Origin of the sequence: Streptomyces sp. NPDC088915 (genome assembly GCF_044749825.1) — a bacterium.
In the GTDB taxonomy this organism is placed as follows: Bacteria; Actinomycetota; Actinomycetes; order Streptomycetales; family Streptomycetaceae; genus Streptomyces.
In genome coordinates this window covers 396,412-408,646 of record NZ_JBIVIR010000004.1, presented here as the reverse complement: position 1 = coordinate 408,646, position 12,235 = coordinate 396,412, and the positions used below count along the sequence as shown (strand labels likewise).

Below are 12,235 nucleotides of genomic sequence, written 5' to 3'. Positions count from 1 at the left end.
ACAAGTCCCCGCCACGCCGCCCGGAAGGCAACCCCCTCCCTCCCCTCCGTCCAGGAGAAGTCCATGACCACCGCTTCGACCGCACGAAGGCGGGCCCGCACCACGGCCTCGCTCGTGTCCCTCGGCGCCCTGCTCGCCACCTCCGCCACCGTGCTGACCGCGGCGCCCGCCACCGCCGCCGAATCCCTCCTCTCCCAGGGGAAGACCGCCACCGCCTCCTCCACCGAGGGCGCCGCCTACGCCGCGTCCGCCGCCGTCGACGGCGACCTCACCGGCACCCGCTGGGCCAGCCAGTGGAGCGACAACCAGTGGCTCCAGGTCGACCTCGGCGCGAGCGCGAACATCAGCCGCGTCGTCCTGAACTGGGAGGGCGCCTACGGCAAGGCCTACGACATCCAGCTCTCCGACAACGGCACCGACTGGCGCACCGTCAAGTCCGTCACCGCCGGCGACGGCGGCACCGACGAACTGGCGGTCTCCGGCACCGGCCGCTACGTACGCCTCCAGGGCGTCGCCCGCTCCGGCGGATACGGCTACTCCCTCTGGGAGTTCCGGGTCTACGGCGAGAGCGGCACCACCCAGCCAGGACCCGGCGGCGCCGTCCGGGTCACCGGCTCCCAGGGCAACTGGCAGCTCACCGTCGGCGGAAAGCCGTACACCGTCAAGGGCCTCACCTGGGGCCCGGCGATGGCCGACGCCCCCCGCTACATGCCGGACCTGAAGTCCATGGGCGTCAACACCGTCCGGACCTGGGGGACGGACGCCGCCAGCAAGCCCCTGCTCGACGCGGCGGCCGCCCAGGGCCTCAAGGTCATCAACGGCTTCTGGCTCCAGCCCGGCGGCGGCCCCGGCGCCGGCGGCTGCGTCAACTACGTCACGGACACCGCGTACAAGAACAACGCGCTCACCGAGTTCGCCAAGTGGGTCGACACCTACAAGTCCCACCCGGCGACCCTCATGTGGAACGTCGGCAACGAGTCCGTCCTCGGCCTGCAGAACTGCTACGGCGGCACCGAACTCGAAGCCCAGCGCAACGCGTACACGACCTTCGTCAACGACGTCGCCAAGAAGATCCACTCCATCGACCCCGACCACCCCGTCACCTCCACCGACGCCTGGACCGGCGCCTGGCCGTACTACAAGCGCAACGCCCCCGACCTCGACCTGTACTCGATGAACTCCTACGGCAACCTCTGCAAGGTGCGCCAGGACTGGATCGACGGCGGCTACACCAAGCCGTACGTCATCACCGAGGGCGGCCCCGCCGGCGAGTGGGAGGTCCCCAACGACGCCAACGGCATCCCGGACGAGCCGACCGACGTCCAGAAGGCCGACGGCTACACCAAGGCGTGGGGCTGCGTCACCGGCCACCAGGGCGTCGCCCTCGGCGCCACCCTCTTCCACTACGGCCTCGAACACGACTTCGGCGGCATCTGGTTCAACCTCCTGCCCGACGGCCTCAAGCGCCTCTCGTACTACGCCGTCAAGAAGGCCTACACCGGCTCCACCACGGGCGACAACACCCCGCCGGTCATCACCAACATGACCGTCACCCCGGCCTCCGCGGCCCCGGCCGGACGCGAGCTCACGGTCCGCGCCGACATCCGCGACCCCGACGGCGACCCCGTCACGCCCAAGATCTACCTCAGCGGGAACTACGCCAACGGCGACAAGCGGCTCGTCGACGCGCAGTACCGCTCCCTGGGCAACGGCACCTTCGCCGTCACCGCGCCCGAGAAGCTCGGCGTCTGGAAGGTCTATATCCAGGCCGAGGACGGCCGCGGCAACGCCGGCATCGAGACCAAGTCCGTCAAGGTCGTCGCCCCGCCCGTCGCCGGCACCAACATCGCCCTGGGGAAGCCCACCACCGCCTCCTCCGCGCAGGCCTCCTACGGCGACTGCCCCTGCCCCGCCTCCAACGCCACCGACGGCAACACCGCCACCCGCTGGGCCAGCGACTGGAGCGACCCGCAGTGGATCCGGGTCGACCTCGGCTCCGTGCGCTCCTTCAACCGCCTCCAGCTCGTCTGGGACCCCGCCTACGCCAAGTCCTACGAGGTGCAGGTCTCCGACGACGGCAACGCCTGGCGCACCCTCCACGCCACCACCACCGGCAACGGTGACATCGACACCATCGAGACCGGTGCCACCGCCCGGTACGTCAAGCTCCAGCTCACCGCACGCGGCACCGGCTGGGGCTACTCGCTCCACGAGTTCGGCGTCTACGCCTGACGGCCGGCGCCGCCCCCCCCATGACGGGTGGCGGGGCCCGCCGCTCGGCCCCGCCACCCCGGCACCACCGCACGGGAAACCACCACACCGCTCGCGTGGCACCCCCGCGTGCGCGCGACACCACCCCCACGGGCAGGAGATCCCCATGAGATCGAGTCCGAAGCGGCTCTCCGTACTCCTCGTCAGCACCGCTCTCATCGCCGGCGCCCTCGGCATCGGCACCATCGCCCAGGCCACCGACCCGCAGGCCGGTGTCCCGGCCGCCGTCGCCGCGGCCGTCAACCACACCGGGCACCAGATGGCCGCCTCCACCCAGGCGTCGGGCGACGACGCCGACGGGGACGGCTACATCCCGGCCGTACCCCAGGTCACCGGCGTCGTCCCGTCCACGGCCACCCCGCCGCCGGCCTACCACCACGAGTTCCAGGCCGGCTGCTCCGTCACCCACACCGCGCCGGACGACCCGATCGTCTACCCGGGCCAGTTCGGCAAGTCCCACGACCACACGTTCATGGGCAACACCTCCACCAACGCCGCCAGCACCACCGGCTCGCTCTACGGAGGCAGCACCACCTGCAAGGCGCCCGCGGACGCCTCCGCCTACTGGATGCCCTCGCTGTACAAGGGCGACCAGAAGATCCTGCCGGTGGGCCCGCAGGTCATCTACTACAAGGCCGGCGTCACCGACTACCGGAGCGTACGACCCTTCCCGAAGGGCCTCCGCTTCGTCGTCGGCAACCCGACGCAGACCGCCCAGGAGTTCCGCGCGCACAAGGGCTTCGTCGAGGGCTGGGAGTGCGGCGACAGCTTCTTCAACACCGACATCCCGGCGAGCTGTCCGAGCCGGCCCGACGTCCAGCTGAACCTGCGCATGCAGGCCCCCAGCTGCTGGGACGGAAAGTACCTCGACACCCCGGACCACAAGAGCCACATGGCCTACCCGGTGGTCAAGCCCGGCACCAACGACAACATGTGCCCCGCCTCCCACCCGGTCGCCCTGCCGATGATCGAGTTCAAGATGGCGTGGCCGGTCAACGGTGACATGAGCCAGGTCCGCCTGGCCAGCGGCCGCGGCTACTCCTTCCACTACGACTTCTTCAACGCGTGGGAGGAGCGCACCCTCAAGGCCCTGGTCGACCACTGCATCGTCGGCGGCCTGCAGTGCGACACGCGCGGCTTCGACCTGTACCGCCCCGAGCGCGGTGTCGTGCTGGACGAGAACCACCGCCTGCCCTGACCCGACACCCGCACACCACCGGCGCCGGCCGGCGCACGGCCCGGACGCCCGACACGGCGTCCGGGCCGTGCGCGACCGGGGAGCGCGGACGCGGGCGACGCGGGACAATGGCCCGGTGAGCCCCGTGTCGTCGTGAGAGGGCGCCCGGCATGACCCGAACCCGTCGTCGTACCCGCCTCGCCGTCGCGACCGCCGCGACGGCGGTCCTCGCGGTCCTCGGCTGCGGGCCCCTCCTAAGCGGCACGGCGGGCGCGTCGACGGCCCCGGCCACGGCTTCGGTCACGGTCCGTGAGCCGTCGACCGCGCCCCCCGCCGTCTCCCGATCCCCCGCCGAGCCGTCCCCCTCGCCCGTCCCCGAGGCCCGTCCGCGCCGCGCCGAGCTCGACATCCCCTCGATCGGGGTGGCGGACCTGCCCGTCCTGCCGTACGAGGGCACCAGCGACGACCGGGCCGGCACCCGGATCCAGGACCGCGGAGTGGCGGCGAGCCCCCACGGCGACCGGGGCGGGGTCGGGCCGGGCGACGTCGGCAACTACCTCGTGACGGCGCACCGGCTCTCGGCCGGCGGGCCCCTGCGCCTGCTCCCCGAGGTCGAGGAGGGCGACACGGTCGTCGTGACGGCCGACGACGCCGTGTACGAGTACCGGATCGTCGACACCCGCTCGACGTCCTTCCGGTCCGCCGCCTCCCTCGCCGCGCAGCGCGCCCCCGTCCCCGGGGAGCCCGGCGAGAAGCCCACCCGCGCGATGATCACCCTCTCCACCTGCGCCACGCCCGAGGACGACGCGGCCGGCAACCACTGGCGCGACGCCCTGGGCAACCCGGAGCACCGCATCGACAAGATCGGCGTCCTCGTCGCCACCCGCCCGGTCGACCGGGCATCCTCTACGGCGTCCCCGTGACCCGCACGGGCCAGGTGAGCCACACGTACGCCACCGGCTGGACGGCGTTCCACCCGGCGGCCTCGTCGGGGTCGACCCGGACGAAGCCCGCCCCCTCGTAGCAGCGCAGCGCGACGGCGTTGTCCGGGTGGACCCGCAGGAAGACGTCGTCGAAACCGGCGCCCCGGGCCCGGTCGAGCAGCGCCCGCACGAGGGCCCGCCCCACGCCCCGGCCGCGCGCCGGCGGCGCCACGACGACGCGCGCCAGCTCGGCCTCGTCCTCCTCGGCGTCCGTCCACACCTCGCCGTACCCGAGCAGGGTCCCGTCCCCGACGAGGACGTACCCGTGGACCTCCGGGTCCTCCTGCCACCCGGCCACGGTCTCCCCGGTCACGGGGAACTCCCGGCGTCCGCACCACAGGAGGACCTCCTCGGGCGAGGCGGGCCAGCCCGCCACGGCGGCGGCGTGTTCCGGGGTGAAGGGCAGCAGGTCCATGGGTGCGTTCCTCGGGAGTTCGGTGTCCGGGCGGGCCGACCCTACGCGGCCCGGGACCCTCAGATGGCGACCAGGTGGTCCTCGTGCGACGGCAGGGTCTCCTCCCCGGCCTCGCCCCGGACCACGAGGACGGCCGTCGTGTCGTCGTCGAGGCCGTGGGCGCCGTAGCGGGCCAGGTCCTCCTTGAGGAGGCCCGGGATCCGGTCGGCCGGCTCGGCCGCCCAGCCGCGCAGCCGCTGCTCCAGGGGGTAGAAGGCGCCGTGCCCGTCCCTGGTCTCGCTGACGCCGTCGGTGAACATCAGCATCCGGTCACCGGGGGCGAACGGCACCTCGTCCACCGTGAAGGGCGCGTCGACCGGAACCGGCAGGTGGATCGGGACGGAGGGCGCGGACAGCTCGACCGTGCGCACCACCGGGCCGCGCTGGACGACCGGGGCCGGGTGGCCGCAGCTCAGGAGCCGCACCACCGGCTCGTCGTCGGGGATCTCGGCGAGCAGGACGGTCGCGAAGCGGTCGGCCGCTGTCGACTCCGGCGCCCTCTCCGCGTAGCGGGCCATGCTCGCCTCCAGGCACTCCGCGATCGCGGGCAGACCGGGGGCCGTGTACGCGGCCTCGCGGAAGGAGCCGAGCAGCAGCGAGGCGGCCTCCACGGCCGCGAGCCCCTTGCCCTGGACGTCCCCGAGCATGATCCGTACGCCTCCCCGGACCTTCAGGGCCTTGTAGAAGTCGCCGCCGACGTGCGCGCCGGCCGCGGACGCCTCGTACAGCAGCCGCAGGTCGACGCCGCCGAGGCGCCGGGGCAGCGGGCGCAGTACCGCCCGCTGGGCGGCCTCGGCGACCTCGCTCACCTGGCGCAGCTCGACCTCCCGCCGCTGGCGGGCCTGACCGGACAGGGCCGCGGCCAGGGTGACGACGGCCAGGACCGTCTGGCCCGCCAGGAGCGCGGGGAAGAGGCGCTCGCCCCGGCCCAGGGCGAGCAGCGTGGTCGCCCCCATCGCCAGCGCGCCCACCGCGAGCGTGCCCCGGACGCCCCAGGTCACCGCGGCGAGCGCGGGCGCGGCGATGAGGAACCGGTCGAACCGCTCCTCCGGCGCGGTGAGCACGTCGGCGAGGGGAGCGGCCGCCAGGACGAGGAAGGGCAGCGCCCGGCCGAGGAGATAGCGGAACTCCGCCCGGCGGCGGGGACCACGGCGGGCGGGGCGGGAGGTACGGGCGGGGCGGGAGGAGCCGGCCGTACTGGCTGTACTGGTCGTACTGGCGGCTCCGGCCGCACTGGTTGTACCGGCCGTGCCGACCGTGCCGGCCACACCGGCCGCGCCAGCCGTTTCGGCCGCACCGGCCGCACCGGCCGCACTGGCCGTTTCGGCCGCGCCGGCCGTGCTGACCGGACCAGCCGCACCAGCCGCACCGGACCGCCTCGTGTCCACCGATCCGTGCACCTCGCCGCTCCCTCCTGTGTCTCCGGGGCCGTCGCGCGTGGCATTCGGCCGTCGTGGCCACCTTCCACCCCGTGCGGGCCCGGCGGCAGGTACCGAAGGCCCCCGGGGCCCGGGACCTCCGGCCCGGGCCGTCCGGCCGCGCGTCCCGGGCCGTTCAGGGCGCCACGTGGTAGTACCGCGTACAGGCGAGGACCATCCCGTCGTCGGTGATGCTGAAGAAGTCGACGAAGCGCAGCTCCCGCCCCCCGTCGTCCGGGTCGACGCACCGGCCCGCGGCCACCACGCTGCGGTTCTGGGCGACGACGCGGTCGATCTCGTGACGGCCCCTCGGCGGGGTGTGGCCGAGCCGGGCGCGCAGGACCGCCGTGCGGCCCCGGACGGGGGGCATCCCGGGCAGCTCGAACACCACGCCGTCGTGCAGCAGGGAGGCGCACGAGTCCAGGTCGCCGGCGTCGAGGTAGTCGTAGACGAGGCGCACGTGGTCGACGCCCGCGGCGGTGACCAGGTCGACGTGGCCCGGCAGGCCGGTGGTGGTGTCATCGTGGAGGTTCAACGGCTGAGCCCCTTTCACTCTCGGTGCAGGATTCTGGGGGGCGTCACCAACTCCGGGTTATCACCCCTCTATCTCCGACCGGGATCTTCACGGCATGGACAGGGCGGGGGTGGATGTGGAGACTGTCCTCACTTGGGTCCCAAGTGTCAACTCATTTGTTTCGTGGGGGAATCGGTGACTGACGGCACAGGTGAGAGAGACCCGGGACTCCCGGACGTGTCGCGCCTCCCCTTCCGGCTCCTCGGACCGCTCCAGGTGCACGGTCCCACCGGGCCCCTGCGGGTGCCCCCCGGCCGGCAGGAGGTGATCCTCGCGGCCCTGCTCCTCGACGCCAACCGGGTGGTCGGCACCCCTCACCTCGTGGACCTCATCTGGGAGGACAACCCGCCGGAGACCGCCCGCACCCAGGTGCAGATCTGCGTCTCCCGCCTGCGGAAACTACTGGCCGCGGCGGCGGGGGAGGCCACGATCACGACCCGGCCCCCGGGCTACGTCCTGCACACCGAGGCGGGCAACGTGGACGCGGCGCTCTTCACCGGCCTCGTGTTACGGGCGCGGCGGCTGCGCGAACAGGGCGCGCCCCGGGAGGCCGTGCGCCTGCTGAGGAGCGCGGTGACCCTGTGGCAGGGCGAGTGCCTGTCCGGCCTCGACAGCGGTCCGCTGGCGAACCGGGCGCGCCAGCTCAACGAGGAACGGCTGTCCGCCACCGAACTCCGCATCCAGCTCGAACTCGAACTCGGCCGGTACGACCGGCTCGTGGGCGAACTCCAGATGCTCACCCACGAGCACCCGCTGCGGGAGAAGCTGCGCGGCCAGCTCATCCAGGCGCTGTACTGGTCGGGCCGGCAGGCCGAGGCCCTGGAGGCCTTCCGGGCCGGCCGGCGGATCCTCGCCGAGGAACTGGGCCTGGAGCCCGGCCGGGAGCTCCGCGCCCTGGAGTCGGCGATCCTGGCCGGCGCCCTGCCCCCGCCCGCCGGCCCCGGACCGGACCGGCCGTCCGCCGCGGCGGCGGCGCGCGAGCGGGGACGGACGAGGGCCCACGACGAGCCCGCGGGGAGCGGAGGGGCCGGGACGCCGGAGGGCGAAGAACCGACCGTCCCCGCCCAGAGGCCCGCCCCCGCCCAGGAGTCCGTCCCCGTCCAGGAGCCCGCCCCGGCCGCGGAGGCCGTGCGCCAGGACACCGTCCCGCACCAGCTCCCGGCCGCCGTGGCCGACTTCGTGTCGGACGAGGCCCGGACCGCCGCCCTGGAACGGGCGCTGACCGGGGGACCGGACCGCACCACGGTCGGACTCGCCGCCATCACCGGCAAACCGGGCACCGGCAAGTCCACCCTCGCCGTGCACGTCGCCCACACCCTGGCCGAGACCGGCTTCCCCGACGGGCAGCTCTACTGCGACCTGCGCGGCACCACCGGCACCCCGGCCACCCCCGCCGAGGTGCTCGGCCGCTTCCTCCGGGCCCTCGGCATCCCCGGCCAGCTCATCCCGGAGTCCCTGGACGAGCGCGCCGAGATGTACCGCACCCGGCTCGCCTCCCGCCGGGTCCTCGTGGTCCTCGACGACGCGGCCGGCGAGGGCCAGGTGCTGCCGCTGCTGCCCGGCAGCCGGGGCTGCGCCGTCCTCGTCACCGGCCGGGCCCGCCTCACCGCCCTCCCCGGTGCCCACCGGGTCGAACTGGACGTCCTCGACGAGGACATGGCCCTCGAACTCCTGGCCAGGATCGTCGGCCGGGAACGGGTCGCCGGAGAGGCCCAGGCGGCCGAGGCCCTGGTCCGCACGGTCGGACGGCTCCCGCTCGCCCTGCGGATCGTGGCCGCCCGGCTCGCCGCGCGCCCCCACTGGACCCTCGCCTCCATGGTGCAGCGCCTCGCCAACGAACGGCACCGGCTCGACGAGCTGACGCACGGCGAGATGACGATGCGGGCCAGCCTGTCCCTCACGTACGAAGGACTGGGACCGGACGACCGCCGACTGCTGCGGCTCCTCAGCATGGCCCAGGCGCCGACCCTCCCGAGCTGGCTGGCGGGCGCCCTGCTCGACGACCGCCGCCCCTTCCCCTCCGACCTCATGGAACCGCTCGTCGACGTGCAGATGCTGGACGTCGACGGCGTCGAGCGCACCGGTGGCTTCCGGTACCGCTTCCACGAGATCATCCGGGTGTACGCGCGGGAGCAACTGGCGGCCCACCACCCGCCGGAGGTGCGGCGGGAGGCGCTCGCCCGGATGGCGGGCGGCTGGATGCACCTGACCCAGCAGGCCCACCGCACGGTGTACGGCGGCGACTTCACCGTCCTGCACGGCGACGCCCCGCGCTGGGAGCCGCCCGCCTCGTACACCGAGGAGGTCCTGGCCGACCCGCTGGCCTGGCTCGACGCGGAACAGACCGCCCTGTGCCGGATGGTCGAGCACGCCGCCGACGAAGGACTCCACGACCTCAGCTGGGACCTCGCCACCTCCCTCGTCACGCTCTTCGAGGTGCGGGGCCACTACGACCTGTGGGAGCAGACGCACCTGCGGGCCCTCGCCGCGGTCCGCAAGGCGGGCAACCTCCGGGGCACCGCCGCCGTGCGCGCGTCGCTCGGCTCGCTCTACATGAGCCGCAACCAGTTCGACACGGCACGCCAGGCGCTGACCTCGGCGCTCGACGTCTTCCAGGCGCTCGACGAGCCCCGGGGCGAGGCGCTGTGCCGGCGCGACATGGCGCTCATCGCGCGCACCAACGGCGACGACGCCTCGGCCCTCGAGCTGTACCGCAGGTCCCTGGCCGACTTCGACCGGGCCGGGGACGTGGTGGGCCGGGCGATCGTCCTGACCCAGAGCGCCCACATCCGGATGCGCCAGGGGGAGACCGACGCGGCGCAGACGCAGCTCGACGAGGCGCTGGAGATCTACGAGGGGGTCGGCTACACCGGCGGCAGGGCGCGGACCCTGCGGCGCGTCGGACAACTGCTCCTCGCACAGGGCCGGAGCGATCTGGCGGTCCTGACCTTCACCGAAGTGCTGGAACTCTGCCGGGACTCCGGCGACGTGATCGGCGAGGGACATCTGCTGCGCGACCTCGGCCACGCCTTCGCGGTGATGGGCCGTCCCGACCGGGCCAGGGACTTCTACGACCGCGCCGTGGCCGCGCGGGAGGAGATCATGGACCTGAGCGGGGGCGCGCTGGTGCGCCTGGACCTCGCCCGGATCATCGAGGAACCGGGGCGTTCCCGGGAGCTGCTCGCCCCGGCCGTGGAGGTCTTCCGCGAGCGGCGGATGGGACGGGAACTGGCGGAGGCGAAACGATTGCTCGGAGCCGGCTGACGCCGTGGGGCGGTCGTGGGCGGGGGCACGAGCGGGGGTGTGACCGGGGGCGTGATCGGGGTGCGGCCGGGTCAGTCCCAGGGGTTGTTGTCGGTGGTGCCCGTGGTGCCGGTGCCGGTGCCGGTGCCGGTGCCGGTGCCCGTACCCGTGCCGCTGCCCGTACCTGTACCGGTGGTGTCGCCGGACCCGCTCCCGTAAGGGGCCGTCGTCACCGTGCCCGTGGGCTCGTCCGCCCAGCTCGCCTGGGCGCCGACGCCGGTCACGAGCACGATCAGGGCGGAGGCGACGGCGGTGCGGAGGGCGGTGCGGGCGGCGGTGGTCTTCGACATCGGATTCTCCCTCTCGGTGGGGCGGTGCTTCCTTGTGACCACCACGCTAGGAACGACCGGATTCACGGCACCGTCCGCTGCCTTATCACCCCACTATCACGGCGCGGTCCCGCTTTCCCCGGCGGACGATCCGCTATCACCGGGGGCCTCGCACCGCCCCCACCAGGGGGTTAGTCACGGGATGTCCCCTGGATAGCCCCGTCCTCACGATGGAGAGCAGCAGACGGCGAGGCCTTGCGCCGGCCGGCGGCCCGACCGGGCCGCCGCCAGGGCCTCGCCCCGACTCGACCAGTGGGGGCTCTTCATGGCGACGACCATTCTTTCCCCGGAGGACACCACCGCGGCCACCGCCGCGCTCGGCACCCTCATACGCGGCCACCGGCTCCGCATCGGTCTCACCCAGCGCGAGCTGGCCGACCTGTCCACCATCAGCGTCCGCGCCATCCGCGACCTGGAGAAGGGCAAAGCCCAGCGGCCGAGAACCGACACGCTCCGGCTCATCGCCGACGCCCTGCGCCTGGGCCCCCGGGCCCGCACGGCCCTGGAGGAGGCGGGACGGCGCGGCCACCGCGGCGGCGGAGGCGCCCGGTACCCGTCCCTGGAGCGCTCGGCACCCCCCGTACCCCTGCACCCGCTGATCGAACGGCGGGCCGAGGCCGCCGTCGTCGCGGAGGAGCTGCGCTCCGGAACCGAACGGCTGATCACCGTCGTGGGCCTGAGCGGCGTCGGCAAGACGAGACTCGCCCTGGAGGCGGCGGCCCGACTGCACGACGCCGGCCTCCCCGTGCTGTGGCACACCGCCCCCGGGGCGGTCGCCGACTGCCTGCCGGCCGACGACGACCCGCTCGCCGCCCCGACCGCCGACTGCGCCGCCTTCCTGCACGGCGAAGGGCCCTCCGACACCGTTCCCGTCGAGCTCACCGGCCTGCTCGGCGACCGTGCGGCGCTCCTCGTCCTCGACGGCGCCGACACCGCGCGGCTCGACTTCCAGCGCCTCGGCCGGCTGCTGCGCGAACTGCCCGGACTGCGCCTCCTCGTCACCGCCGACACGCCCTGGGACGTCCCCGGCGAACGCCTCTTCCTCCTCGCCCCCCTGGAGGCCCCGGCCCCGGTCGCCGGCGCCCGCCCCGACGCCCCCGCCACCCGGTTCTTCCTCGACCGGCTCCGCCGCGTCCGCCCCGACGTCGTCCCCGACGACCGGGCCCTGACGGACATCGCGTGGGTCTGCCACCGCCTCGACGGACACCCGTTCGCCCTCGCCGCGGCCGCCTCCTGGCTCACCGTCTGCGACCTGCCCACCCTGCGCGGCATCGTCGAGTCCGACCCCGCCCCGCTCCTCGACCACCTGGCCGACGGCCGGTCCGGCTCCCACCTCCGGGAGAGCGTCGGCCGGACCCTGGCCGCGCTGCCCGCCGGCCACCGGAGCCTGATCGCCGAGCTGTGCGCGGCCGGCCGGGACGAGTTCCTCCTGGAGGACGTCGTCCGGCTGACCGGCCTGCCCCTGCCGCACTGCGGGCGCATGGTCCGCGACCTCCTCGTCGGCGGCGTGATCCGGTCCAGCACGGACGGCGGCCGCTCCGCGTTCCGCGTGCTGTGCGTCGTACGGGCCGTCGCCTCGACGACCGCGTGCGCGCCGACGACCGCGTGCGCACCGGCGGCCGGTGCCTCCGCTCCTGCCGGAACCGCTGCCGCCTGACTGCCGCCGCGCTGCCGAATCGCTCGCGTACCGCCGGAGCAACTGCCGCTCCGGGCCCGCGCCCACGGG

General features: G+C 74.2%; 9 protein-coding genes. 5 read left to right on the top strand and 4 right to left on the bottom strand.

All coding sequences use genetic code 11. The features are described 5' to 3' along the window. Positions 1–63 precede the first annotated feature (63 nt). From ACIP5O_RS10195 to ACIP5O_RS10185, 3 genes are all read left to right on the top strand, one after another. On the top strand, positions 64–2,232 hold the full coding sequence (locus tag ACIP5O_RS10195) for a discoidin domain-containing protein (protein ID WP_401290888.1): 2,169 nt from the start codon (positions 64–66) through the stop codon (positions 2,230–2,232). 145 nt (positions 2,233–2,377) lie between these two features. Then, a complete protein-coding gene (locus ACIP5O_RS10190) occupies positions 2,378–3,469 on the top strand; it encodes a DUF1996 domain-containing protein (RefSeq protein WP_401290886.1) in 1,092 nt (363 codons plus the stop codon). Positions 3,470–3,618: 149 nt separating this feature from the next. Further along, on the top strand, positions 3,619–4,371 hold the full coding sequence (locus ACIP5O_RS10185) for a class E sortase (RefSeq protein ID WP_401290883.1): 753 nt from the start codon (positions 3,619–3,621) through the stop codon (positions 4,369–4,371). On the opposite strand, the gene ACIP5O_RS10180 is transcribed toward ACIP5O_RS10185, so the two are convergent. The 3 genes from ACIP5O_RS10180 to ACIP5O_RS10170 form a co-directional block, all read right to left on the bottom strand. Beyond that, on the bottom strand, positions 4,355–4,846 hold the full coding sequence (locus tag ACIP5O_RS10180) for a GNAT family N-acetyltransferase (protein WP_401290880.1): 492 nt from the start codon (positions 4,844–4,846) through the stop codon (positions 4,355–4,357). The genes ACIP5O_RS10185 and ACIP5O_RS10180 overlap by 17 nt on opposite strands. Positions 4,847–4,905: 59 nt before the next feature. Then, positions 4,906–6,153, bottom strand: coding sequence for a PP2C family protein-serine/threonine phosphatase (locus ACIP5O_RS10175; protein WP_401290877.1), 1,248 nt, complete (start codon positions 6,151–6,153; stop codon positions 4,906–4,908). Between the two features lie 286 nt (positions 6,154–6,439). After that, positions 6,440–6,838 (bottom strand): nuclear transport factor 2 family protein, encoded by a 399-nt coding sequence (locus tag ACIP5O_RS10170; protein ID WP_356542234.1) that lies wholly within the window; start codon positions 6,836–6,838, stop codon positions 6,440–6,442. Between the two features lie 216 nt (positions 6,839–7,054). On the opposite strand from ACIP5O_RS10170, the gene ACIP5O_RS10165 reads away from it, so the two are divergent. Beyond that, complete coding sequence (locus ACIP5O_RS10165; RefSeq protein WP_401290874.1) at positions 7,055–10,141, top strand: AfsR/SARP family transcriptional regulator; 3,087 nt, start codon at positions 7,055–7,057, stop codon at positions 10,139–10,141. A 71-nt stretch (positions 10,142–10,212) separates the two neighbouring features. On the opposite strand, the gene ACIP5O_RS10160 is transcribed toward ACIP5O_RS10165, so the two are convergent. After that, a complete protein-coding gene (locus tag ACIP5O_RS10160) occupies positions 10,213–10,470 on the bottom strand; it encodes a hypothetical protein (RefSeq protein ID WP_401290871.1) in 258 nt (85 codons plus the stop codon). Between the two features lie 304 nt (positions 10,471–10,774). Between ACIP5O_RS10160 and ACIP5O_RS10155 the strand changes: the two genes are divergently transcribed. Continuing rightward, complete coding sequence (locus tag ACIP5O_RS10155; RefSeq protein WP_401290869.1) at positions 10,775–12,166, top strand: helix-turn-helix domain-containing protein; 1,392 nt, start codon at positions 10,775–10,777, stop codon at positions 12,164–12,166. Positions 12,167–12,235: the final 69 nt, after the last annotated feature.